General features: G+C 69.8%; 19 protein-coding genes and 1 tRNA gene. 5 read left to right on the top strand and 15 right to left on the bottom strand.

Annotation, left to right across the window (positions count from 1 at the left end; genetic code table 11):
- Nucleotides 1-200: 200 nt before the first annotated feature.
- The gene (locus ABZ883_RS36210) at nt 201-1118 is read right to left on the bottom strand and encodes a helix-turn-helix transcriptional regulator (protein ID WP_360913995.1); all 918 of its coding nucleotides are present in this window, start codon (nt 1116-1118) and stop codon (nt 201-203) included.
- 220 nt (nt 1119-1338) lie between these two features.
- Between ABZ883_RS36210 and ABZ883_RS36205 the strand changes: the two genes are divergently transcribed.
- The 3 genes from ABZ883_RS36205 to ABZ883_RS36195 all read left to right on the top strand — a co-directional run bounded on the left by ABZ883_RS36205 (nt 1339) and on the right by ABZ883_RS36195 (nt 4259).
- Nucleotides 1339-2316, top strand: a complete 978-nt coding sequence (locus tag ABZ883_RS36205; protein ID WP_360913993.1) for an aldo/keto reductase — start codon at nt 1339-1341, stop codon at nt 2314-2316.
- 80 nt (nt 2317-2396) lie between these two features.
- Complete coding sequence (locus ABZ883_RS36200) at nt 2397-3380, top strand: aldo/keto reductase (RefSeq protein ID WP_360913991.1); 984 nt, start codon at nt 2397-2399, stop codon at nt 3378-3380.
- Between the two features lie 177 nt (nt 3381-3557).
- Entirely contained in the window at nt 3558-4259 is a 702-nt protein-coding gene (locus ABZ883_RS36195; protein ID WP_360913990.1) for a flavodoxin, read from the top strand.
- Nucleotides 4260-4310: 51 nt separating this feature from the next.
- Here the strand turns inward: ABZ883_RS36195 and ABZ883_RS36190 are convergent, their stop codons facing one another.
- The 7 genes from ABZ883_RS36190 to ABZ883_RS36160 all read right to left on the bottom strand — a co-directional run bounded on the left by ABZ883_RS36190 (nt 4311) and on the right by ABZ883_RS36160 (nt 16117).
- Nucleotides 4311-5312 (bottom strand): LacI family DNA-binding transcriptional regulator, encoded by a 1002-nt coding sequence (locus ABZ883_RS36190; RefSeq protein ID WP_360913988.1) that lies wholly within the window; start codon nt 5310-5312, stop codon nt 4311-4313.
- A gap of 235 nt (nt 5313-5547) precedes the next feature.
- The gene (locus ABZ883_RS36185; protein ID WP_360913986.1) at nt 5548-7749 is read right to left on the bottom strand and encodes an alpha-L-rhamnosidase C-terminal domain-containing protein; all 2202 of its coding nucleotides are present in this window, start codon (nt 7747-7749) and stop codon (nt 5548-5550) included.
- Between the two features lie 218 nt (nt 7750-7967).
- Entirely contained in the window at nt 7968-10235 is a 2268-nt protein-coding gene (locus ABZ883_RS36180; protein ID WP_360913983.1) for an alpha-L-rhamnosidase C-terminal domain-containing protein, read from the bottom strand.
- Nucleotides 10236-10319: 84 nt separating this feature from the next.
- Nucleotides 10320-11582 carry an extracellular solute-binding protein gene (locus ABZ883_RS36175; protein WP_360913981.1) on the bottom strand — a complete coding sequence of 421 codons (1263 nt, stop codon included), beginning with the start codon at nt 11580-11582 and terminating at the stop codon, nt 10320-10322.
- A 25-nt stretch (nt 11583-11607) separates the two neighbouring features.
- On the bottom strand, nt 11608-14346 hold the full coding sequence (locus tag ABZ883_RS36170) for a family 78 glycoside hydrolase catalytic domain (protein ID WP_360913979.1): 2739 nt from the start codon (nt 14344-14346) through the stop codon (nt 11608-11610).
- Nucleotides 14343-15164, bottom strand: a complete 822-nt coding sequence (locus ABZ883_RS36165; protein WP_360913977.1) for a carbohydrate ABC transporter permease — start codon at nt 15162-15164, stop codon at nt 14343-14345. Before ABZ883_RS36165 ends, ABZ883_RS36170 begins: the two co-directional genes overlap by 4 nt.
- The gene (locus tag ABZ883_RS36160) at nt 15161-16117 is read right to left on the bottom strand and encodes a sugar ABC transporter permease (RefSeq protein ID WP_360913975.1); all 957 of its coding nucleotides are present in this window, start codon (nt 16115-16117) and stop codon (nt 15161-15163) included. Before ABZ883_RS36160 ends, ABZ883_RS36165 begins: the two co-directional genes overlap by 4 nt.
- Before the next feature lie 254 nt (nt 16118-16371).
- Between ABZ883_RS36160 and ABZ883_RS36155 the strand changes: the two genes are divergently transcribed.
- Nucleotides 16372-17409 (top strand): LacI family DNA-binding transcriptional regulator, encoded by a 1038-nt coding sequence (locus ABZ883_RS36155; protein WP_360913973.1) that lies wholly within the window; start codon nt 16372-16374, stop codon nt 17407-17409.
- 787 nt (nt 17410-18196) lie between these two features.
- Here ABZ883_RS36155 and ABZ883_RS36150 read toward each other — a convergent pair.
- The 7 genes from ABZ883_RS36150 to galU form a co-directional block, all read right to left on the bottom strand.
- A tRNA-Ala gene (locus ABZ883_RS36150) sits at nt 18197-18270 on the bottom strand.
- Nucleotides 18271-18327: 57 nt separating this feature from the next.
- Nucleotides 18328-19200: a hypothetical protein gene (locus ABZ883_RS36145; protein WP_360913971.1), complete on the bottom strand. Its 873-nt coding sequence runs from the start codon at nt 19198-19200 to the stop codon at nt 18328-18330.
- A 140-nt stretch (nt 19201-19340) separates the two neighbouring features.
- A complete protein-coding gene (locus ABZ883_RS36140) occupies nt 19341-19961 on the bottom strand; it encodes a GNAT family protein (protein WP_360914137.1) in 621 nt (206 codons plus the stop codon).
- On the bottom strand, nt 19958-20446 hold the full coding sequence (locus tag ABZ883_RS36135) for a MogA/MoaB family molybdenum cofactor biosynthesis protein (RefSeq protein ID WP_360913969.1): 489 nt from the start codon (nt 20444-20446) through the stop codon (nt 19958-19960). The genes ABZ883_RS36140 and ABZ883_RS36135 overlap by 4 nt, the downstream gene beginning before the upstream one ends.
- Nucleotides 20443-20925 (bottom strand): cyclic pyranopterin monophosphate synthase MoaC, encoded by a 483-nt coding sequence (gene moaC, locus ABZ883_RS36130; RefSeq protein ID WP_360913967.1) that lies wholly within the window; start codon nt 20923-20925, stop codon nt 20443-20445. The genes ABZ883_RS36135 and moaC overlap by 4 nt, the downstream gene beginning before the upstream one ends.
- Before the next feature lie 54 nt (nt 20926-20979).
- Nucleotides 20980-22350 carry a gephyrin-like molybdotransferase Glp gene (glp, locus tag ABZ883_RS36125; protein ID WP_360913964.1) on the bottom strand — a complete coding sequence of 457 codons (1371 nt, stop codon included), beginning with the start codon at nt 22348-22350 and terminating at the stop codon, nt 20980-20982.
- Nucleotides 22347-23255: a UTP--glucose-1-phosphate uridylyltransferase GalU gene (galU, locus tag ABZ883_RS36120; RefSeq protein ID WP_360913962.1), complete on the bottom strand. Its 909-nt coding sequence runs from the start codon at nt 23253-23255 to the stop codon at nt 22347-22349. The genes glp and galU overlap by 4 nt, the downstream gene beginning before the upstream one ends.
- Nucleotides 23256-23336: 81 nt before the next feature.
- On the opposite strand from galU, the gene ABZ883_RS36115 reads away from it, so the two are divergent.
- Nucleotides 23337-23963 (top strand): 5-formyltetrahydrofolate cyclo-ligase, encoded by a 627-nt coding sequence (locus ABZ883_RS36115; protein ID WP_360913960.1) that lies wholly within the window; start codon nt 23337-23339, stop codon nt 23961-23963.
- The last annotated feature ends 81 nt before the right edge of the window (nt 23964-24044 follow it).

Genomic DNA, 24044 nt, shown 5'->3' with positions numbered 1-24044 from the left:
CGCCAGCAGAAACGAAGGCCAACCGGGAGCGAGTGGTGCCCGCGGCCTCCCGGCTGTTCCGCGAGGACGGCGTGACCAAGGTGGGCATCGCGGATGTGATGAAGTCGATCGGCCTTACTCCAGGCGATCGTTTCCCGGGCTGGGCGGTAGAAGGGCCAGACCGCTGTCAACGGAAGGGGCAGCGGTCCCGGCAGTCCTCTTCAGCGCCGCTGACGGGCCTGCTCCGCGTCCGCTCCGGCCGAGCCCTGCGCCGGCCGGGGCGCGGTCATGTCGAGCAGCAGCAGGGCGTCGTGGTCAGCAGTGCCGGGTTCTGCGGTGTAGACGCCGATGCGCTGGCCAGGGGTGCCTTCCAGATGCATGGACTGGGAGGTGAGGGTGAGGGTTCCGACCCGGGGGTGGTGGAAGGTCTTCTGCGCGGGCTTGTGGCCGGTGACCTCGTAGCGCTCCCAGAGTCCGGCGAAGTCGGCGCTTTTGAGGAGGAGTTCGCCGACCAGGTTGGTCAGGTCGGGGGCGTCGGGGGCGGTGCCGGCGATGGCGCGCAGCCGGGCGACGCACCCGGTGATCTGGCGGTCCCAGTCCGGGAACAGGTCGCGGGCGGCCGGGTGGAGGAAGAGGTAGCGGGCGAGGTTGCGGTGCTTGACCGGCCAGTCCTCCAGGCCGGCGTACAGGGCGAGGCCGCCGGGGTTCCAGGCCAGCAGGTCCATGCTGCGGCTGATGACGTAGGCGGGGTTCGGCCGCAGCGACTCCAGCAGCAGCTTCAGGTGCGGGCGCACGACGCGGCTCGGAGCGGGCGGCGGCTCGGGTGCGTAGCGGGCCGCCCGAGCGGCGAGATCCCGAAGATGCTGGTGTTCCTGGTCGTCCAGGCGCAGTGCGCGGGCGAGGGCGTCGAGGACGGACGGGCTGGGTCGGGTCTCCTTGCCGCGTTCCAGGCGCACGTAGTAGTCGATGCTGATCCCGGCGAGTGTGGCCAGCTCCTCCCGGCGCAGGCCCGGCGTGCGCCGCAGCCCCGGCCCGACGGTGAGACCCGCCTGCTGCGGGCTGGTCTGGGTGCGGCGGGCGCGCAGGAAACGTCCCAGCTCCGCGCCCTCGCTGTCGCCGGTGGGGTGCTCGGATGCCATGGCTTCAGTGTCACACCACGCCGACCTGGGCGGCAGCGGACTGGGGGGCCCTGTCGTTACCCCCGAACGATCCGGCCTGCCACCTGCGCCGCATACGGGCAACAGTGGGATACGGCCGCTCTGCAGCCGTCCTGCGGATCGTGGGACGGAGCGCGGTGATCCGAGCCGGACGGCTCGGTATCCCCCCGAATGGGATCTGAAGTGGAGATGACTCAACGTCGTGAAGCACGCAACACTCGGTGACCTCAATGTTTCCCGTATCGGCCTGGGCACGATGGGGATGTCCCACGGCTACACCGGAGCAGGCGAGGACGACGCCGAATCGATCCGAACGATCCACCGGGCACTGGAGCTCGGTGTCACGTTCCTGGACACTGCCGAGGTCTACGGCCCGTACACCAACGAGGAACTGCTCGGCCGCGCTCTGAAGGGCCGCCGCGAGAATGTGGTGCTGGCGACGAAATTCGGATTCCTCTCGCACACCGGACGGCCGTCCGGACAGCTCGACAGCAGCCCGGCCAGCATCCGCACGGCCGTCGAAGGCTCACTGAAGCGCCTGGGCACCGATCACATCGATCTGTACTACCAGCACCGCGTCGACCCTCAGGTGCCGATCGAGGAGACCATCGGGACCCTGGCCGACCTGATCACTGAGGGCAAGATCCTCCACATCGGCCTCTCGGAGGCCGGCCCCGACACGATCCGCCGGGCCCACGCGGTCCACCCCGTGTCCGCGGTCCAGTCGGAGTACTCCCTGTGGACCAGGGACCCCGAAGCACGAGTACTTCCCGTGCTGCGGGACCTGAACATCGGCTTCGTGCCCTACTCGCCGTTGGGCCACGGATTCCTCACCGGGCAGATTCGTTCCACCGTCGACTTCGACGACACCGACTGGCGCAAGAACAACCCCCGGTTCACCGGCGAGAACTTCCGGCGCAACCTGGCGATCGCCGACGAGGTCCAGGCCGTCGCCGATCAGGCCGACGCCACGCCCGCCCAGGTCGCCCTGGCCTGGCTGCTCGCACAAGGCGACGACATCGCCCCGATCCCCGGCACCAAGCGCGCAGCACGTGTTGAGGAGAACACCGCTGCCGACGCCGTGGAGTTGACCGCTGAGCAGATCAAGCAGCTGAACAACCTCACCCCCGCGTCCGGCGACAGTCACGAAGAGGCCGGCATGCGCATCATGGAGCGCTGACCAGCGCCCGTACCCACCCGCACGAAGGCCGCATGGCCGGCGCCTCAGGGAGCCGGCGTGTTGGAGAAAGGACACACGTCATGAAGTACACCCGCCTGGGGACGTCCGGGCTGAAGGTCAGCCGCATCGCGCTGGGCTGCATGAGCTTCGGCGACCCGGCCAAACGCATGCCGTGGGTACTCGACGACCACCAGGCCGAACCCGTCTTCCGGCAGGCCGTCGACCTGGGCATCACCTTCTGGGACACCGCGAACATCTACGGCCTGGGCACGTCGGAAGAGATCGTAGGACGGGCTCTGAAGAAGTACGTACAGCGCGACGACGTCGTACTGGCCACCAAATTGTTCCAGCCCATGCACCAGGGACCGGGCGGAGCCGGCCTGTCCCGAAAGGCCGTCATGGAGCAGGTCGACGCCTCCCTGCGGCGCCTGGACACCGACTACATCGACCTCTACCAGATCCACCGCTTCGACCCCGAAACCCCGGTCGAGGAGACGATGGAAGCCCTGCACGACGTGGTCAAGGCCGGCAAGGCCCGCTACATCGGGGCCTCCTCGATGTGGGCGTGGCAGTTCGCCACGATGCAGCACACCGCCGAGACGCGCGGGTGGACGCGATTCGTGTCCATGCAGGACCAGTACAACCTGATCCACCGTGAGGAAGAGCGGGAGATGTTCGGCCTGCTCGCCGCCCAGGGCGTAGGCAGCATGCCCTGGAGCCCTCTGGCGGCGGGCTGGGTCGCGCGCCCTTGGGGTGCGCAGTCCGCCACCCGCCGCGGGAAGGACTATCCCGTCGTCGACCCCAAGGGCAGGCCGCTCTTCCTCGACAGCGACCAGGCCATCGTCGAAACGGTGCAGAAGATCGCGGAGGCCCGCGGCGTACCCATGGCGCAGGTCGCGATGGCCTGGGTCCTGAAGAACCCTGTCGTCTCAGCGCCGATCGTGGGTGCCACCAAACCCCACCACCTGGCCGACGCCGCCGCCGCGCTCGACCTCGAACTCACCGACGAGGAGATCCACGCTCTGGAAGAGCCCTACGTGCCCCGCATGCCCACCTGGTTCTGATGTACGGCCCACCGACGGTCGTCCGGTTCATCAAACGCCGCTTGGACGACTGACCTGGGCGTCAGCAGCACCCCGTGCCCACCCTCAACCGCCGCCGATCGCGGATGTCCTGCGCGACCTGCTCGGGGCGTCCGCCTGGCACCCGCCCTGCCCGAGGTTCACCGGGAGGTGTCCACCGTGATCACGCCACAGCACAGCACTGCCATGCCTGCCCGGCGCACCGTCCTGCGCCGGGCACTGCTCACAGGGGCCGCCGCCCTGACCGGAAGCCACCTGACGGGCTGCTCGCCTTCCTCACCACAGCCGGAAACCTCCACGCCCGCCCAGTCGGTTGCCACGACCGGAAGCAGCGGAAGGCGAGTCCTGTTGGTCTGCTTCTCCCGGCCGGGCGAGAACTACTACTACGGCCGCCGCACCGACGTGAAGGTGGGCAACACCGAGGTCCTGGCGAGGAAGATCAGCAGTCGCATCACCTGCGACACCTACCGGATCCAGGCGGCCGACCCCTACCCGCACGACTACGACGCAACCGTCCGGCGCAACGTCCGCGAGCAGGACACCGACGCCCGGCCCCCCATCGCCGGCCGCCTGCCCGTTCTCGACGGCTACGACACGATCCTGCTGGGCAGTCCCGTCTGGAACATCAGAGCACCGATGATCATGACGACGTTCACCGAAGCCCTCGACTGGCGGGGCAAGACCGTCCACCCGGTCACCACCTACGCCATGAGCGGCCTGGGCACGACCCAACGCGACTACGCCGCCTCCTGCCCCGGCGCCGCCGTCGCAGAGGGTCTCGCGGTCCGCGGCGAACACGTCGAAGGCGCTGATTCCGACATCGAAGCGTGGCTGCGACGCGTCGGGATTCCCCACGTATGACCACGCCCTCGGGTGGGCGGCGCGGTGGCCCCGTGGGTCGGCACAGTGGGCCTACGCCGTGGACACCAGCGACACGATCTCCGGGTTGAGCCGTACGTGAGAGCGTGTGGAAGCGCCAGACGCGCTCCCCTCCTCCTGGATCTGGGAGATGCTCTCGAAGAGCAGGTTCACTGCCGCAGCGCCCATCTCCCGGTAGGGGATTCGGAGGGCCGTGACAGGTACCGCGGCCAGGGACGTCATCTCGGGGGCGTCGTAGCCGACGATGGCAACATCCATGGACTTTTCCCTGCCGTACCCGGCGGCGAAAACCCGGCTCGCGCCGATCGCCAACATGGGGTTGGTGCAGAAGAGTCCATCCGGCTGTTCTCCTTGCGGTCTTTGAGCGATGCTCTCGGCGCAGGCGACTCCCGCGTCCACGGATCCACTGGTTGCGCGAATGACCTCCAGAGCAACGCCGGGTGCGGAGCTGAGAGCCAGCACAGCACCGCGGAGCTGGTCTTGAACACGCACGTTGTCGAGATCAGCCGATACGAAGCCGAGCCGCCTTCGGCCCTGGCCGATGAGGTGCTCGACGGCGATGCGGCCTCCGAAGACATGATCCGCCGCAACGGACGCCTGGGTGGTCGAAGTCGCCTGCCGTGTGATCAGCACGCTGGGAATGCCGTGGGCGCGGATCGCTGCGAGTTCGGATTCGACGTCTCCGACGGGCTCGACGATGATCCCGGCCACTCGTTGCTGTGCGAACAGCCGTAGATAGGATCGTTCGCGCTCCTCAGAGCTCCCGTGAGCCATGAGGAGGTGCATGTTCTCCTTTGCGATCCGCTGCTCGACGGCACGTACAGCCTCGGACGCCCCCGCGCCGAAGGGGTCGGCCGCGATGTACCCGATCACGGGGTTCGTTCCCGTCCGGAGCATGCGGGCCGCGTCGTTGGGAACAAAGCCGAGAGTCTCCACCGCCTGCCGAACGCGTTCCTGGGTGGCGCCGGTGAGTTTGTGCGGGCAGTGGAAGTAGTTCGAGACCGTGGAGGCGGACACGCCGGCCGCGGCGGCCACATCACGGATCGTCGTCCGGTTCAGCCGATACTCCCGGGACTCGAGGCGACGTCCTGCCGCATGCGGTGTGAGGCAGACGGGTTACTGGTGACCAGGCCGGTGCGGACCTGTTCTGATTCCGGCACACGCGGAGAGGAGGAGCAGTGCCCCCGGGCAACACTGACTCCGTGGTCGCAGCGGGTCGGCGGGCCTGGTCCCCGACCGCGGGGAGGTACGGGGACCAGGCGGATCGCGGTCAGCCGCGGGTGACGGTGATGTCGTACGTGCCGCCGGGCACGGTGAGCTGGGCGTAGCCGTCGGCGACGGTGCCCTGGTAGGCGCTGCAGGTGCCTGCGGTGCAGGCGGTACGGCCGTTGACCGTGACGGTGGCCTGGGCGGTGACCGGCACGGCGATCGTGCCGCTGGTGCTGGTCGGGGTCTCGGCGTGAAGGGTGAACGCCGAGGAGTCGGACTGCCATTGCACGGCGATGTTGCCGAAGCCGGTCGGGACGGATCCCTGGGCCCACTGGAGGTTGCCGGTGTGCGGCTTGATGTTCCAGGTCGCGTAGCCGGGATTTACGGGGGTGACGCCGAGGACCTGCTCGGTGAGCTGGACGGTCGGGGACGCGGCCCAGCCGTGGGCGAGGCTGGCGGTGGCGCGGTTGACGCCACCGTTGCTGTTCTTGAACTCCCAGAACGCACCGGTGTACAGGGGATCGCTGGTGTCGACCATCGGCCCCCAGGTGCGGCGCATCAGGTCGAAGGCACCGGTGGCATCTCCCACAGCGAAGCGGCCCGCGGTCTCCATGCCGTTGCCGAAGGGCTCGATGGTGTGACCGGTCGGGTCGGCCAGACCCGGGCCCATGATGGCGCCGTACGAAGTCCACAGCGTCCTCAGTGCGTTCAGCACACTGGTGCGCCGTTCGGCCGGGACGATGCCGTACTGCAGGGCAAGGGCGTTGGCGTCCTCGACCATCACGTTGGGCTTGGTGCTGCTCTGTCCGTAGGCGCCCAGCTGCGTGCTCCACAGCCGGGCGTTGACGGCCTGCTTGATCGACTCCGCCTTGGCGTCATCGGCAGTGGCGTTGCTCGCGGAGCCGACCTGCCTCTCCAGCCAGGCCATCTCCTTGAGCAGGATGTAGTAGTCGATGCTGTACTTGGTGACCTCGCCGCTCTGGCTGGCCTGCCAGTAGTCGCGGTCGTTGGAGGCGACCAGGCGGTTGGCGGTCAGGGACCGGTCATTGTAGGCGAGTTCCGCACGCAGGTCGGACAGGACGCTGGTGATGTAGGCCTGGTCGCCGGTGTACCGGTAGTAGTCGATCGCGGCGCGTGCGCCGTACCCCGAGTAGTTGTTGGAGTAGAACAGCGGGGACCCGGCCGGGTTGCTGCCCTTGCTGAAGTCGGGAGACCCCGGCAGAGCGCCGTCGGAGCGCTGGGCGGCGAACAGTACGTTGAGGGACGACTTCACGTAGCCGGCGCCCTCGTCGCCGAGGGTACTGATGGCGGTCGGCCCTTGGACCAGGAGGTCACCGGTCCAGATGCTGCGGTCCCGCTTGGCACCGTCGTAGATCCGCCTGTCCGCCAGGCCGTTCAGCCCCGCGGGCTTCAGATTCAGCTGCAGCGTGTAGGCGCCGGAGTACCACATCCTGTTGAGCTGATCGTCGCTGGATACGAACCAGCCCTTGTAGTTCGCGGCGGTGGCCCGGACGCCCTGGAAGGTGACGCCCGCGGCCGAGAGGGAGACGCTGCCGGGCGAGGTCAGGGTGAGCAGGACGAAGCGGAACCCGCCGTGGTAGCTGCCGGAGATCCTGCCCGTCGCGGTGGGGCGGAGCGTGTCGATGCCGCCGACGCCCGCCAGACCGCGGGACTCGTCCGAACTGGGCGCGCCCGGGGAACTGGTTGCCGCGGTCTGCGCCGTCAGGCTCCGGGTCAGTGAGGGCGTGATCGTGACGCGCCTGCTGGAGGCATCGAAGGCGGTGATGGTCCGGGTCTGGGCGTTCGCGCCGGTACCGAAGGTGATCGTGTTGCCGACCTCGAGGTTCGCCGCCGACGCGACGGTCACCTGCGTGGCGCCCGACGCCGCCGAAGCGGACACGGTGGTCGAGGCAGGTGTGCGGATGTAGCGGCGTGCCTCGGAGGTGGCCAGCGACAGCGTGGGGTTGCCGGTGCGGGCGGTGACGTCGATGTAGGGAGCGCCTGCGACGTCCTTGCCGAGGTCCAGGAGGACCGACGCGGGTGCACCGCCCGCGGCCGTCGTCAGGGTGGTCGGGGTCCCCTGGCCGGTCACCAGGGTGTTCGGGTTGGTCACGCTCCCCCGGGTCTCCACGCTGACCGGAGGGACCTGCGTAGTGGACGGGCCCAGGACGTAGGACTGCCAGTTGGGGTTCTGCGGCGGCGCGGCCTCGGCCTGTACGAGGGCGGAACTCATCGTGGCGAGCAGCGTTAAAGCGACGATCACGCGAGAGCGTCTGAATCCACGGGAGTGGCTTGCGCATCTGCGGTGGAAGTGGTTCAGCACGTGGGATCTCCCTTGGGAGGCGTTGAGGGGAACGCGGGGCTGAGCGGCCGGGGCGGTCGGCCCCGCCGCGGGGACTGTCAGCGCAGATCCAGTGGTGCCGGTGGGGCCTGGTCCCCGCGCGCGCGGCGAGGAACGCGCGGGGACCAGGCTGTTGTGTGTCAGCCGCGGCTGACGGTGATGTCGTACGTGCCGCCGGGAACGGTGAGCTGGGCGTAGCCGTCGGCGACGGTGCCCTGGTAGGCGCTGCACGTGCCTGCCTTGCACACGGTCCGGCCGTTGACGGTGACCGTGGCGCGGTCACCGACGGGAACGGAGATCGTGCCGCTGGTGTCGGCGGGCGTCTCGGCGTGGAGGGTGAACCATTCGGTCTTGGTGTTGGCCTGCCACTGCACGGCGACGTTGCCGTACTTGGTCGGGACCGACCCCTGGGCCCACTTCAGGTCTCCGGTGTGGGGCTTGATGTTCCAGGTGGCGTAGCCGGCGTCGACCGGGGTGACGCCCAGGACCTGTTCGGTGAGCTGGACGGTCGGAGAGGCGGCCCAGCCGTGGGCGAGGCTGGCGGTGGCGCGGTTGACGCCGCCGTTGCTGTTCTTGAACTCCCAGAAGCCGCCGGTGTACAGCGGGTTGTCCTCGTCGACCATCGGCCCCCAGGTCCGGCGCATCAGGTCGAAGGCGCCGCCCGCGTCACCGACGGCGAAGCGGCCGGCGGTCTCCATGCCGTTGCCGAACGGTTCGATGGTGTGACCGGTCGGGTCGAGCAGACCGGGGCCCATGATGGCGCCGTACGGGGTCCACAGCGTCTTCAGCGCGTTGAGCACACTGGTTTGCCGGTCAGCGGGGACGAAGCCGTACTGCAGGGCGAGGGCGTTGGCGTCCTCGACCATCACGTCGGGGTGGGTGCTGCTCTGTCCGTAGGCGCCCAGCTGCGGGTTCCACAGCCTTGCGTTGACGGCCTGCTTGATCGCCTCGGCCTTGGCGTCGTCGGCGTCAGCGTTGGCGGCGGAGCCGACCTGCCGCTCCAGCCAGGCCATCTCCTTGAGCAGGATGTAGTAGTCGATGCTGTACTTGGTGACCTCGCCGGTCTGGCTGGCCTGCCAGAAGTCGCGGTCGTTGGAGGCGACGAGGTTGTTCGCGGTCAGGGAGCGGTCGTTGTAGGCGAGTTCGGCCCGCAGGGCGGGCAGAGCCTTGACGATGTAGTCCCGGTCCGCGGTGTACCGGTAGTAGTCGATGACGGCGCGCGCGCCGTAGCCGGAGTAGTTGTTGGAGTAGAACAGCGGGGAGCCGGCGGGGTTTCTGCCCTTGCTGAAGTCCGGTGATCCGGGGATGGCGCCGTCGGCGCGCTGGGTGGCCAGCAGCACGTCGAGGGAGGACTTCACGTAGCCGGCGCCCTCGTCCCCGAGTGTGCTCATGGCAGTGGGTCCCTGCACCAGGAGGTCACCGGTCCAGATGCTGCGGTCCCGCTTGGCGCCGTCGTAGATCCGCTGGTCCGGCAGGCCGTTCAGCCCCGCGGGCTTCAGGTTCAGCTGCAGCGTGTAGGCGCCGGAGTACCACATCTTGTTGAGCTCGTCGTCGCTGGACAGGAACCAGCCCTTGTAGTCGGCGGGGGTGGCCCGCACGCCCTGGAAGTCCACACCGACGGAGGACAGGGAGATGCTGCCGGGCGAGGTCAGGGTGAGCAGCACGAAGCGGAACCCGCCGTGGTAGCTGCCGGAGATGCGGCCGGTGGCGGTGGGCTGCAGGGTGTCGATGCCGCCGACGCCCGCCAGACTGCGGGACTCGTCGGAACTGGGCGCACCCGGCGAGGAGGACGTCGCGGTCTGTGCCGTAAGGCCCGCGGTCAGGGCGGGGGTGAACGAGACGGTCCGGGCTGTGGTGTTGAACGCGGTGATCGTCCGGGTCTGGGCGTTGGCGCCGGTGCCGAAAGTGATCGCGTTGCCGACCTCGAGGTTCGCCGCCGACGCGACGGTCACCTGTGTGGCGCCGGTGGCCGCCGCGGTGGACACGGTGGTGGCGGCGCGGGTGCGGATGTACTGGCGGGCCTCGGAGGTGGCCAGCGACAGGGTGGGGTTGCCTTCGAGCGCGGTGACGTCGAAGTAAGGGGCGCCCGCGATGTCCTTGCCGAAGTCCAGCAGCACCGAGGCTGGCGCGCCGCCGGCGACCGTCGTCAGGGTTGTCTCCTTCCCCTTGCCCTTGACCAGGGAGTTGGGGTGGGACACGGTGCCGCGCGCTTCCACGTCGACCGGGGAGACCTGCGGCGTGGCAGGACCCAGGACGTAGGAGTACCAGGCGGGGTCCTGGGGTGCTGCGGCCTCGGCCTGGACCACGACGGAACTCATCGTGGCGAGCAGCGCCGCGGCGATGACGACGCGGGAGCGCCGGGGCACGCGGAAGGAGTTCCCGCGCTCCGAGTTGAATCGTTTCATCATGAAGGTGTGTTCTCCCTTGGAGGGGTGTCGGAAAAAGTGCGCCCTACCGGCCGGGGTGGTCAGGCACCCCGGCCGGGGTCTGTGTCAGGAGCCGGTTTTGTAGTCGGCGTCCATGGCCTGGAGAACCTTGTCCGGTGTGGACTGGGCGCTGAAGATCTCCTGGAGGCCGCTGAGCATGGTCTGCTGCACCTTGGGGTTGGGCCAGAGCTGGTCCATGAAGGGCACGGTGCGGCCGTCGTTGAGGAATGTGGAGAGTTCCGTCAGCGACGGGTCGGGGGTGAAGCCGGTGTCCGCCAGGGCCGGAAGGCCGCCCTGCTTCGTGACGAAGAGGTTCATGCCCTGCGGCGACATGACGAAGTCGACGAACTTCAGCGCGAGGTCCTTGTTCTTGGCCTTGGCGTTGACTCCGTAGCCGGCGCCCGCTGCGGCGGGCATGAGGAATTGTGCCGGGGTGTCGGTGGCCGGCAGGGGCTTGAGGGTGAACTTCCCGCTGGGGTTCTTGCCCTTGAGGAGGGCGATGACCCAGTTGCCCTGGACGATGCCGAGGGTCCTGCCGGTGGCGGCGAGTTCCTGGCTGGCCTCGTAGCTGGTGCCCAGCGGGTTCTTCTGGAAGCAGCCGGCCTTGTCCATCTGCTGGTACTTGGCCATGGCGGTCGTCCAGGGCGAGTTCGCGAAGGTGGCCTGGCCCGCCTGCATCTTGTGGTCGAAGTCGGGGTCGGGGCCGTAGACGGTGGTGGCGGCCAGGGCGTACAGGACGAGTTGGGTGACCCAGTTGTCCTGGATGCCGAGGGCGAAGGCCGGGGTTCCCTTGGCGGCGGCGGCATGGCAGAAGTCCAGGAGGTCGGTCCAGGTGCCGGGCGGGGTGAGGCCCGCCTTGTCCAGGGCGTCCTGGTTGTAGACGGCGCCGATGCCGTTGAGTCCGAAGACCCCGGTGTAGGTCTTGCCCTGGTACTGGGAGACGGTCTTGACCGCGTCGGGGAGTTCGGCGGCCCACGGCCGGTCCGACAGGTCGAGGAGGTATCCGGGCTTGGCCAGCACGTAGGTGGCCCCAGGGTTGCCGTTGCCCGGCCAGACCGACATCACGTCCGGCGCGGTGCCGGACGCGAGCTTGGTACGGATCTGCTGCTGGTACTGGTCGGCGCCGCTGGTGGTGAAGCGAACGTCGACGCCGGGGTTGGCCTTCTCGAAGGCTTTGACGACGTCCTCGATGGATCCCTGGTCGACCGAGGCGAGGGTCAAGGTGGTGGAGGACTTTCCGGCGGTGGCATTGGTGCCACCGCTGCAGCCTGCCAGCAGCCCTGCAGCCGTCACTACCGCTACCAGGGCGGACAGTCTGGGTCTGTTCATGGTGTCTCCCGCGGTGAAGTGGCGGTCATTGAGGGACCGGCAATGTCGGCTCCGGGGCGGCGGCGCTGATGACGTAGTGGCCGGATGCGAGCCGTAGTGCGGCTCCGGCCGGGTGGGACTCGATGGCGAGTACGCCGGGCCGTCCGGCTGCGGGCGCGTCGCCTTCCCTCACGCCGGCGGGGTCGGACGTGGGCAGGTGCAGCCTGGCGGTGGCACCGGGCGGCACGGTGACGGTCACCGTGATCAGGCCGTCGGCGAGGGACCAGCCGCAGGCCACACGGCCGCGCGCGGTCTCCTGCTCCGCCCTGGCCCAGGTCAGCCGGCCCCCGGGCTGAGGGCGCAGGAGCAATTCGCTGTAAGCCACGGAGGAGAGCGTCTGGTCGATGCCCGCGACCCGGCCGAAGAGCCAGTCTCCGACACTGCCCAGGCTGTAGTGGTTGAAGGAGTTCATCGCGGCCGACTGGAAGCCGCCCTCGCTGGTCCAGCCGTCCCACCGTTCCCAGATGGTCGTGGCGCCGTGCCGGATCGAGTGCCCCCAGGACGGATACGCCTCCTGGTGCAGCAGGGCGTAGGCAAGATCGGCGCGGCCGTGGTCGGTCAGAACCGGGCAGAGCAGGGCGGTGCCGACGAACCCGGTGGTCAGCGTGGTGTTGCGCTTCTCGATGTCGGCGGCCAGGTGGCCGACGGCGGCGTCCACGAGCGCCTCCGGCAGCAGCCCGAAGCCCAGGGCCAGCAAGTATCCGGTCTGGGTGCCTCCTTCGATGCTGCCGTCGTCGTGGACATAGGACTCCACGAAGGCCGAGCGGATGGCGGCGTGGAGCGCTCTGTAGTGCGCGGCTGCCTGCGAGCGGCCAAGAATCTCGGCGGCATCGGCCACAACCTGGGTGCTGCGGGCGAAGTACGCGGTCGACAGCACATCGCGCGGGGTGGTGACGCCGACCTGCAGCCAGTCGCCGTAGGAGTTGCCGGTCCGGTGCCGCCACCGCAGGTCGGGATTGTGCCTGCGGATGTGCTCGACCCACGCGGCCATCGCGTCGAAGGAGCCTTCCAGGGCGTGCAGGTCGCCGTAGGTGCGCCACAGGTGCCAAGGAATGATCACCCCGGCGTCGCCCCAGGCCGGTGCCGCCTCACGGTCCAGTGTCATGACGGGGGCGACGTCCCGGAACGCGCCGTCGCTGTCCTGTCCGTCGAGGATGTCGTGCATCCAGCGGGCGAAGAAGGCGGACACGTCTGCGTTGCGGCTCGCCGTCGGGGCGAATATCTGGGCGTCGGCGAGCCAGCCGAGGCGTTCGTCGCGCTGCGGGCAGTCCGTGGGGACCGCGAGGAAGTTGCCCCGCTGCCCCCAGGCGATGTTGGACTGCAGCTGGTTGACGGTGGGATCGGAGCAGTCGAAGCTGCCGGTCCAGGGCGTGTCACTGTGCAGGACCCGGGCCGTCACGTCGCCGGCCGCCAAGTCGCCGGGGTAGTGGTCGATCTCGACGTACCGGAAGCCGTGGAAGGTGAACTGCGGCTCGAAGACCTCGGTGCCGGTGCCGTCGGCGACGTAGACGTCGGTGGCCTGGGCGCGACGGAGGTTGTCCAGGTACAGCTCGCCCTCGTCGAGGACTTCGGCGTGGCGCAGGACGATCCGCCGCCCTGGTTCGGCGCCCCGTATGGTCAGCTGGACGCGACCGACCAGGTTCTGCCCGAAGTCCACGATGTACCGGCCGTCGCCGAGGTGGTGCACGGAGACCGCCGGCTTGTCCTGGACGACGCGTACCGGGTCGTCGGACTCGGCGACCAGGGGTCCCGGCGCGGTGTCGAGGACGGCCACGGGGGAGAAACCCACGGGCTCCGGGCCGGGTGCGTCCCAACCGGGCGTGCGGCGGCGGGCGTCGGCGGTCTGTCCCATGAGCAGATCGGCGGCGCGGATCGCCCCCGGCTGTTCGGTCCATTCGGGGTCGGTGGCGACCACTTGGCGGGAGCCGTCGGCGAAGTCGAGCACCAACTGGGCCCAGAGGGCAGGACGCTCACCGTAGTGCTGTGCGGCGCGCCGCGGGTCGAAGCCGACGTACCCGCTCCACCAGCCGTCGGCAACGATGGCGGCCAGGACGTTGGGGCCCTCGGTGATCAGGTCGGTGACGTCGTAGGTCTGGTACTGAAGCCGCCGGTGGTATTCGGTCCAGCCGGGGGACAGTTCGGAGTCGCCGACGCGGACGCCGTTCAGACGGGGCTCGTACACGCCGCGTGCGGTGGCGTACAGGCGGGCCCGTACCGGCCGGCTGGTTGCCCGGAAGGCGCGGCGCAGTTGCAGGGGCGGTGACTGCAGTGCCGAGCCCTCGGGGTCGTCGTCCTCGGGCGGGTCGAAGGTGGGGAGGTTGACCACGTCCCGGCCCACCCATTGGGCCGTCCAGTCGTCCGGGTTCAGCAGGCCCGTTTCGAACCAGGACTGCGCGCTGCCTCCGCGTGTGCCGGTCTCGTCCCAGACCTCGACACGCCAGTGGTAGCGCGTGGCGGAGGTCAGAGCGGGTCCGTCCCAGCCGATGAGCAGGGTGTCGGACGATGTGCGGCGGCCGGTGTCCCAGAGCAGGCGGCTAGGGGTGTTCAGATCCGAGGGGTGGCTCGCGACGGTGATGCGGTAGGCGCTCTGGGCGGCAGCGCGGCGGCGGCTGCGGAGTCTCCAGGACAGCCTCGGGTGCCGCTCTCCTGTCCCGAGGGGTTCGGTGCGCTGCTCTGTCTGCAGGGCGTAGGGGGTGAGGAGCGAGGGGTTCACGGCGTGGGTCATCCCTTCAGCCCTCCGGCGAAGCCGCTGATGATGCTGCGTTGCAGTGCGAAGTAGAGAGCCAGAACGGGCACGATGCTGATCGCCAGGGCCGCGAAGACCAGGTTCCAGTCGGTGACGTACTGCCCGACGAATCCGGCGATCGCCACGGGAAGGGTCTGCTGGGTGCTGCCGCTGAGGTACAGCAGCGGTGTGAAGAAGTCGTTCCACACCGCGACGGCGTTGAGGACCAGCGCGGTCACGGTGATGGGTTTGAGCAGGGGCAGCACCACATGGCGGAAGCCCTGCACCGGTGTGCAGCCGTCGATGAGTGCGGCGTCCTCGAAGTCGCGCGGCAGGGCGCGCAGGAACCCGGTGTAGAGGAAGGTGGTGAAGGGCACCTGCAAGCCGGAGTAGAAGAGGATCAGGGCCCAGGGAGTGCCGAGCAGATGCAGGTCGCGCATCGTTTGGTAGAGCGGCAGCGCGGCGAGCTGGAAGGGCAGGACCAGTCCGAGCATCACCAGCAGGAACAGTCCGCGCGACCAGCGTGCGGTCGACCGGGCCAGCGGGTATGCGGCGAACGACGACACGGCCAGGACGACGACCACGCTGCCGGCCGTTACCAGCACGCTGTTGAACAGCGCGCCCCCCAGGCCACCTTGCTGCCAGGCCTGGACGAAATTGTCGACGGTGGGCGAGGTCGTCGGACGGATCGGCGAGGAGTTGTCCGACGTCGGTCGCACAGCCAGGTTGACCAGGACGTAGACCGGGAAGGCGACCACCAGGGCAACGGTGATCATGGCCAGCTCCAGCGCCAGGGTGCGCTTGCGGTAGCGGTTCACGAGGCGGCCCTCTCGCCGCGGGCCAGCACGAGGTACTGCCCGGTCGACGCCACCGCCACGATGAGCGTGAGGACAACCGCGAGAGCGACGCTGTAGCCGAACTCGCCCAGGGTGAAGGCGTCTTTGTAGATCAGTGTGGACAGCGTGTCGGTGGCGTGGCCCGGGCCTCCGCCGGTCAGGGCGTAGACCTGGTCGAAGAGTTTGATCCCGCCGATGATCGACAGCATCAGGTTGATGGTGAAGGCGGGGGCCAACAGTGGGCGGGTGATCGACCAGAACCGGCGAACCGGGCCGGCGCCGTCGATGTCGGCCGCCTCCAGGACCTCCTTCGGCACCGACTGCAGCCCGGCCAGGAAGATGACCATCGAGTACCCGCCGAACTGCCACACGATGACCCCCACGACCGACCACAGCGCCAGTTGCGGGTCACCGAGCCAGTCCTGTCGAAGGGAGCCCAGGCCGACCGCGTCGAGCAGGCTGTTGACCGCGCCGTCCGGGCCGAGCAGGTTGCGCCACAGGTAAGCGGTCACGATCGGTGTGATCACAGCGGGCGCGAAGAGCAGGACCCGGAGCACGTTGCGGGATTTGATGAGGCTGTTGACCCCGAGTGCCAGCAGGAGCCCGAACGCGTTCTGGACGATGGTGATCGACACTGCGATCAGCAGCGTGTGCCAGATGGCCTGCACCGCGTCCGGGTCGTCCAGCAAGCCGGTGAAGTTGTCCAGGCCGACGAACGAAAAACTCGGGTCGAGACCGTCCCAGTTGGTGAAGGCGTAATACACGCCCCGGGCGCTCGGCACGAGGACGACGAAGGCGAACAGCGCCATCGCGGGGGCGGCGAACCACCACGGTGAAGCGGCGCGACGCCGGACCCGCAAGCCCCCGCCGGAGCGCCCCGGAACGGCAGGGGCCCGTGGCGACAGCTGATCGCGCGAGGCTGTGGACACTGACATCACCCCCCTTCTTAAACGTTTCAAATCAATGGGTAACGTTCCCCAAAATGTGTGACAGACCCTAGGGAGGGGCGCGACGTAACGTCAAGATGTCGGACACGATGCAGCGCAGTTACTGAACCCCGGGCCTACTCTGTTCCGCTACGAGCTGCCGAAACGCTCTACTGAGGGGTACGGTTCGGCGACGGGAATCGCCTGAAGGGTCGTCCGCACGGCAGGCAACGTTTCCCACCTTGCGTCCTGAAGGGAGACGAATGGAACCGCCCGCGCAGCCCAAGCGCGTCACGATCGTCGACGTCGCACGGCACGCCCAGGTGTCCACGACCGCGGTGTCCAAGGTGCTGCGCAACGCGTACGGCACGAGCCCCCAGATGCGTGCGAGGGTCCGTCAGGCGATAGACGACCTGGGATACCGTCCCTACGCCGGGGCCCGGGGCATGCGCGGCCAGACCTACACGGTCGGCGTGATGCTGCCCGACATCCGCAACCCCTTCTTCCCCGAGATCCTCGACGGGATCACCGACGCCCTGTGGGACACCGAGTACCAGGTCCTCATGGCGCCGGGCCGCAACGGCGAAGCCGCCGAGGCCAAGGTCACCGAGGCCATGGTCGACCGCGGGATGGACGGCATGATCCTCGTCGCGCCCGTGTCGTCGCGGTCCCACCTGGAGCGCGTCGCCGGCATCGTCCCGACCGTGGTGGTCGGCCGGCACGGCCAGTCCGCCGCGTACGACACCGTCTCCGACGACGACCTGGCCGGAGCCGCCCTCGCCGTCGACCACCTCGCCGATCTCGGACACCGCCGGATCGCGCACATCGAGCACGACGAGACCGATCCGCGCCGCATCGAGGAGATGCCCAACGCGATCCGCGCCGCCGGCTACCGGCAGGCGATGCGCGCCCGCGGCCTCGAGGACGAGATCGACGTCGTCTCCACCACCTACACCCAGCAGGGCGGTTACCTCGGTGCACAGCAACTGCTCGCCCGCTCCCCGCGGCCCACCGCCGTCTTCGCCGGCGCGGACGTCGTTGCCATGGGCGTCCTGCAGGCCGTCTCCGAAGCCGGACTCCAGGTGCCCGACGACATTTCCATCGCCGGGTACGACAACACCACCTTCGCCGCTCTCGGCCCCATCTCCCTCACCAGCGTCGACCAGGCCGGCCGGCACATCGGCGTGAATGCAGCCCAACTGCTCATCGAGCGCATCGCCGACCGGACCCGCCCCACCGCTCAGATCAAGTTCTCCCCCAGCCTCGTGCCACGCGGAACCACGGCGCCCCCACCGAACTGATCGGACGGACTCTCCCGGACCATGCGCCTCGCACCGCGTCGAAACATCGGCTTCCCAGGTTGCGCACCCAGCGTGGATCTCTCTGCCAGTCAGAGCCCGATGTCGGACCACTCCAGCAGGCCGTCGAGGGAGCCTCCCTGCCTTCCAGCAGGGCAGTTGGAGGGGATGTTGGTGTCCACCCCTGCAGAGCTGTCGCCACACTTGTGGCGTCCCCGTACGGCACCGCGCCGAACCGGCTGATGGTCCATCCGGCCATCAATGAGGGCGACACCGACCACGATGTCGTGCACTGGCTGACCCCGTCACCGACGAGGAGTACGCCACCGCCTGACAACCGCTCTGCGAGCACGACAAGCCGCTCCCTGGCCGCAGGATCGCCCCACGTCGTGTGCCCCCCTCGTTTTACTGCCGCGGCGGGGCCCTCCTGGGCTGTGCCGGTCCCCTGTCGGCGACCGGCGCCGACGCTCCAGCTCCGAAACCGCATGTCCGCGGTACTTGGCCGCAAGCGAGCAGAGCCCCATCACGGCCTCAACCTCGAACCCGGCGGCGTCCTGCCGCCCTACCCGACCGCCGAGGAGAGAAGCACGCCTGACCGGCAAGACAGAGTCGCAGCCCCTGAACGGGCCGGCACCCCGATATTTGAAGATCGACACGTCGCGAGACCGCGGGAGCCTGCCCCCCATGCCTGCGGCGGCTTTCACACAAGTTGAGGCCGAAACGCCGAGATCCCGACCCGACGGTGACCGTCGGATCGGGATCTCGTGAACAGCCCTGTTGTGTTGTGTTGTGGACCTGAGGGGATTCGAACCCCTGACCCCCTCGATGCGAACGAGGTGCGCTACCGGACTGCGCCACAGGCCCTTGCAACGAGGAAAACTCTAGCACCCCGGCGGGGGTGCTCCGCTCACCCGGTGCGGATCACTCGTTGGCGGCGCGGGGGCGGTCGCGGTCGGAGTGCTGGTCGAACAGGGGGGTGCGGGAGCGGTCGCGGGTGCGGCGGGGGGCCACGGGGGCGGTGGAGAAGGTGGGGCGGGGGGCCGGGACCTCCCAGGCGTCCTCGGTGGGGGTGCGCTGCTGGTCCACCCACTCGGCGTGGTCGGTCTGCTCCACGAGGGCCCGACGGTCGGCAGTGGCCGGCTCCTCGGCCGGCGGCAGCGGCGCGGGCTCGGCCACCTCGGGGGCCTCGGGGACGTGCTCGCGGGCCGTGCGGGCGTCGCGGAGGCGTTTGGCGGCTTCGGCGGCGCGGCGCTGGTCGAACTTGACCTCGAAGCGGCGGCGCTCCTGGGCCCGCAGGTGGGCGATGTAGAACGTGAGCAGCACCGCGGGGATGCCCGGGGCCCACAGGAAGGCGACGCCGCCGACGGCGGCCACGATCATGCCGAAGGTGAAGGCGAGGAAGAGCAGCGTGGTGGTGCGCCGGCGTGCGGCGAGCACCTTGGCCCGGGGATTGGGCTTCTTGGCCTTGAGCTGCGCCCCGGTCTGCGCCTGCGCCTGCGCTTGTGCCTGCGGCTTGGCCGCGAGCGGCCTGGGCTGGGCCGGCACCTCGGGCGCGGGCACGGCGAGGTCCCGGACGTCGACCGTGGGGTCTCCCTCGGTCTCCTCGTCCGGGTCCGCCGTTTTGGCGTATCTGCGCTCCAGCGCCGCGCGTCCGGACAGCAGCCGAATGGCGGTGCTGAAGCGTTCCGTCGGGCGCGCTTCGTTGAGCTCGTCCTGCCTACGGAGCCACATCGGCACCAAGTAGGCAGCCCAGGCCCCGACGATGACTGCGTAAATGAGGCCGCTGCTGCTCACGCCTCACACGGTAGGGGGGTTCGCGACGGCGGATACGCAATTTGGCGCGGTGTGTCGCACGATCTGGCTGATACGCCGAAATTTTTTTCTGATTGCGTTCGTGCGAGGGCCGAAACGGCGACGAATTTCGAACAGATATCTTATTTGTGAGCCGTGCCGGGTCGTGCCTGGCGCCACCGGTTCAGCATCCCCTCCGGCACCTCCTCCGCCGTCAGCGCGAACACGAGATGGTCCCGCCACGCCCCGTCGATGTGCAGATAGCGGGGGCGCAGTCCTTCGTCGCGGAACCCGAGTTTCTCCACCACGCGCCGGCTCGGCCCGTTCTCCGGCCGGATGCACACCTCGACGCGGTGCAGGCCGACCGCGCGGAAGCAGTGGTCCACGGCCAGGGCGACGGCGGTCGGCATCACGCCGCGTCCCGCGACCGCCTCGTCGACCCAGTAGCCGATGTGGGCGCTGCACATCGAGCCCCAGGTGATGCCGGCGACGGTGAGCTGTCCGGCCAGCCGCCCCTGGTACTCGATGACGAACGGCATCATGCGCCCCGAGGCGGCCTCGTGGCGCAGGTGCCGGACCATCTGCCGGTAGGTGGGCCGCAGGGCCACGTGGCCGGGCGGGGCGGGCGGCACGGTGGCCTCCCACGGCCGCAGCCAGTCGCGGTTGCGGCGGTTGACCTCGCGCCAGGCGCGCTGGTCGCGCATCTTTATCGGGCGGAGGAGGACGTCCCCGTCCACCAGCTCGGCCGGCCAGGACACGTTCAGCTCGGTCTCCCAGACGTAGGGTGATCGCCCCCGCGGAGCTGCTCGACGGCGTGCACGAGGAGCGGGGCCAGCACGGCCAGCCCGTCCTTGACGCCGCCGGTCGATCCGGGGAGGTTCACCACCAGGGTGCGCCCGGCCACGCCGCACACGCCACGGGAGAGCACCGCCGTGGGCACCTTCTCGCGGCCGGCGGCGCGCATGGCCTCGGCGATGCCCGGGACCTCGTAGTCCAGTACGTCGCGGGTCACCTCGGGGGTGCGGTCGGTGGGAGAGATCCCGGTGCCGCCAGTGGTGACCACGACGTCGTAGCCCTCCGCCACCGCCTGCCGCAGGGCCTGCCCCACCGGTTCGCCGTCCGGGACGACGCGCGGGCCGTCCACGGCGAAGCCGAGCTCCGTGAGCCCCGCGACGACAAGGGGGCCGCCGCGGTCCTCGTAGACCCCTGCGGCAGCCCGGTTGGAGGCGGTGATCGCGAGTGCCCTCATCGGTCGCGGCTCCAGTCCCCCGACGCGCCGCCGGTCTTCTCCTCGACCCGTACGTCCGTGATGACCGCGCCCTTGTCCACGGCCTTGACCATGTCGACCACGGTGAGCGCGGCGACGCTGACCGCGGTCAGGGCCTCCATCTCGACGCCCGTACGGTCGGTGGTCCGCACCGTGGCGGTGATGTCGACCGAGGCATCGCCCACGGCGAGGTCGACCTTCACCCCGGAGACCGCCAGCGGGTGGCAGAGCGGGATCAGGTCGGGGGTGCGCTTGGCGCCCATGATGCCGGCGATGCGCGCGGTGGCGAGGGCGTCGCCCTTGGGTACGCCCTCGCCCCGCAGCAGTTCGACGACGCGCGCCGAGACCAGGACCCGGCCTGTGGCGCGCGCGGTACGGGTGGTGATGTCCTTCTCCGACACGTCGACCATGCGGGCCGCCCCCGCGGCGTCGATGTGCGTCAGGCGCTGCTGTTCTGTCATCGCTACGGACACTCCCACTGCTCGCGCGTGCTCGCGTGGGAGTACGCTACCCGCTCAGTCGAGCAGGACCACGTCGACCTCGGAGCCCGCGGCGATCTCCGTGACGTCCTCGGGAACGACGATCAGCGAGTTGGCGTGGGCGAGCGCCCCCACCAAGTGCGAACCCGCCCCGCCCACGGGGGTGACCGTGCCGGCGTCGGCCTCGTGACGTCCGCGCAGGAACTGGCGCCTGCCCTTCGGCGAGGAGGTCACGCCCGTCGGGCAGACCGCCCGCACCGACGGCCGGTGGACCGGCTCGACACCCATCAGCGTGCGGATCGCGGGGCGCACGAACAACTCGAAGGAGACGTAGGCGCTGACCGGGTTGCCCGGCAGCGCGACCAGCGGGGTGCGCTCCGGCTCCGCGGCCGCCTCCTCGTCCTCCGCGGCGGCATCGGTTGTCGGGGGAGTCGGGGGCTCGGCACGGGCGCCCGCGTCGACGAAGCCGAAACCCTGCGGCTTGCCGGGCTGCATGGCCAGCGTGCGGAACTCGATCTCCTCGCCCAGCGCCTCCTTGACCACGTCGTACGCGCCGACGCTGACGCCGCCGCTGGTGACCACCAGGTCGGCGCGGATCAACTGGTCCTCGACGGTGGCGCGGAAGGTCTCCGCGTCGTCGGCGACCGCTCCGACGCGGTACGCCTGGGCGCCCGCGTCCCGTGCGGCGGCGGTGAGCATGTAGCTGTTGGAGTCGTGGATGCGGCCGGGACCGAGCGCCTCGCCGGGCGGCACCAGTTCGCTGCCGGTGGACATCACGACGACCCGCGGCCGGGGCCGCACCCGCACCGCGGCACGGCCGACGGCGGCGAGCAGCGCGATCTGCGGCGGACCCAGGACCGTGCCCGCGGCGAGAGCCAGCTCACCGGCGACCACGTCGCTGCCGCGGGCCCGGACATGGGCGCCCGCCTCGACCTGCCGGTAGACCCGGACCTCGCCGGACGACGCCCCGGGCGTACGGCTCGCCGCGGCCATGCCGCTGACGGGGCCCGGCTCGCCGCTGCCGCCGTCGGTCCACTCGACCGGGACGACGGCCTCGGCACCGGGCGGCAGCGGCGCGCCGGTCATGATGCGCGCCGCCTCCCCCGGTCCGACGGCCGGCGGCTCGCCGCTGCCGGCCGCCACGTCGCCGATGACGGTCAGTACGGCCGGGTGCTCGCCGTCCGCGCCCTGGGTGTCGGTGGTGCGCACCGCGTAGCCGTCCATCGAGCTGTTCTCGAAGGGCGGCAGCGACACCGGCACCATGACGTCCTCGACGAGCACGCACCCCTGGGCGTCGAGCAGTTGCAGCTCGATCGGCTCCAGGGGTCTCAACTGCCGGAGGATGTTGTCGAGATGTTCCGAGACGGACCAGACGCGATCGGCACCGGCGGCCGTACTACTGCTCAAGCCTGCATCTCCTCGTTGACGTACGAACGCAGCCAGGTCCGGAAGTCCGGGCCCAGGTCATCACGTTCGCATGCCAGTCGGACAATGGCACGCAGATAGTCGGCACGGTCTCCGGTGTCGTAGCGCCGGCCCTTGAAGATCACGCCGTGCACGGGGCCGTCGGGGCCGTCCTCCTGGGCCAGTTCGCGCAGGGCGTCGGTCAGCTGGATCTCGCCGCCACGGCCGGGCTGCGTCTTGCCCAGCACGGCGAAGATCGCCGGGTCCAGGACATAGCGGCCGATGATGGCGTACGCGGAAGGCGCCTCGTCCGCCGCGGGCTTCTCGACGAGGTCGGTGATCCGGACCACGCCGTCGTCGTCGGTGGGGGCGACCGCCGCGCAGCCGTACAGGTGGATCTGGCTGGGGTCGACCTCCATCAGCGCGACGACGCTGCCGCCGTGCCGCTCCTGCACGTCGATCATCGTGCTGAGCAGCGGGTCGCGGGGGTCGATCAGGTCGTCGCCGAGAAGGACCGCGAAGGGCTGGTCGCCGACGTGCGGTTCGGCGCAGAGCACCGCGTGGCCGAGGCCGCGGGGGTTGCCCTGGCGGACGTAGTGCATGGTGGCCAGGTCGCTGGACTCCTGGACCTTGGCGAGCCGCGACTCGTCGCCCTTGCGGGTCAGGGCCTCTTCGAGCTCGTAGTTGCGGTCGAAGTGGTCCTCGAGCGGGCGCTTGTTGCGGCCGGTGATCATGAGGACGTCGGAGAGGTTGGCCGCGACGGCCTCCTCGACCACGTACTGGATGGCGGGCTTGTCCACGACCGGAAGCATTTCCTTCGGTGTCGCCTTGGTGGCGGGGAGGAAACGGGTGCCGAGGCCGGCTGCGGGGATGACAGCCTTGCTGATCCGAGTACGCACGTGAGTCATGGTCTGCACAATAACCGCTGTATATGAGGTGAAGATGAAGTTCCGGTTGCTTGAGGACGATAGGCGGCGTTTGTGGGCCAAATGAGTAGCGGTCACGATAGCAAAGCCGGGTTGCGAGAAGACCTCCTCAAGATGAGGAACAGGTTGACGAACAGTTTCCGGACGGACGTGGAGCGGCGAATCGCAGGGCATGCACTGGAGTTGCCCGAACTGTCCGGTGGGTCCCGCACGGTGGCGGCCTACGTCTCGATGGGCACGGAGCCGGGCACCCGCGCGCTGCTGGAGGCACTGCGCGAGCGCGGCGAACGGGTCCTGCTGCCCGTCCTGCTCCCCGACAACGATCTGGACTGGGGCCGCTACGAGGGCCCGGACGCGCTCGTGCGGACGTCCCGCGGCCTGTACGAGCCCACCGGCCCCCGCCTCGGCCCCGACGCCGTCACGGCCGCCCACGCCGTGCTGCTGCCCGGCCTGGCGGTCGACACCCGCGGCCTGCGCCTGGGGCGCGGCGGCGGCAGTTACGACCGCGTGCTGGCCCGGCTGGAGGCGTGCGGGGCGACGCCGGCCCTGGTGGTCCTGCTGTACGGGCACGAAGTCCTGGAGCGCGTGCCCGCCGAGCCGCACGACCGGCCGGTGGACGCGGCGGTCACCCCGGACGGCGTACGGCGGTTCGGGCCGCCCGGACGGCCCGCCGGGCCCGCGGGCCGCTGAACGCGAGGAGGGGCGGGGCCGCGGGGCCCCCCCACCCCCGACGCGCGCGTGCGCGGGGCACGGCGGCACCGCCCGCGGGTG

This window comes from Streptomyces sp. NPDC046977, from assembly GCF_040644455.1.
Lineage (GTDB): Bacteria > Actinomycetota > Actinomycetes > Streptomycetales > Streptomycetaceae > Actinacidiphila.
Note: the sequence above shows the minus strand (reverse complement) of the source record. Positions and strands in the feature narration are given on the sequence as shown.

Bases quoted from the DNA above. Each gene is read 5' to 3' on its own strand.
- ABZ883_RS36160 (WP_360913975.1), bottom strand. From the start codon at position 16,117: ATGTCAGTGTCCACAGCCTCGCGCGATCAGCTGTCGCCACGGGCCCCT.
- galU (WP_360913962.1), bottom strand. From the start codon at position 23,255: ATGACTCACGTGCGTACTCGGATCAGCAAGGCTGTCATCCCCGCAGCC.
- ABZ883_RS36180 (WP_360913983.1), bottom strand. From the start codon at position 10,235: ATGATGAAACGATTCAACTCGGAGCGCGGGAACTCCTTCCGCGTGCCC.
- ABZ883_RS36200 (WP_360913991.1), top strand. From the start codon at position 2,397: ATGAAGTACACCCGCCTGGGGACGTCCGGGCTGAAGGTCAGCCGCATC.
- ABZ883_RS36115 (WP_360913960.1), top strand. From the start codon at position 23,337: ATGAGTAGCGGTCACGATAGCAAAGCCGGGTTGCGAGAAGACCTCCTC.
- ABZ883_RS36155 (WP_360913973.1), top strand. From the start codon at position 16,372: ATGGAACCGCCCGCGCAGCCCAAGCGCGTCACGATCGTCGACGTCGCA.
- ABZ883_RS36175 (WP_360913981.1), bottom strand. From the start codon at position 11,582: ATGAACAGACCCAGACTGTCCGCCCTGGTAGCGGTAGTGACGGCTGCA.
- ABZ883_RS36135 (WP_360913969.1), bottom strand. From the start codon at position 20,446: ATGAGGGCACTCGCGATCACCGCCTCCAACCGGGCTGCCGCAGGGGTC.
- ABZ883_RS36170 (WP_360913979.1), bottom strand. From the start codon at position 14,346: ATGACCCACGCCGTGAACCCCTCGCTCCTCACCCCCTACGCCCTGCAG.
- moaC (WP_360913967.1), bottom strand. From the start codon at position 20,925: ATGACAGAACAGCAGCGCCTGACGCACATCGACGCCGCGGGGGCGGCC.
- ABZ883_RS36210 (WP_360913995.1), bottom strand. From the start codon at position 1,118: ATGGCATCCGAGCACCCCACCGGCGACAGCGAGGGCGCGGAGCTGGGA.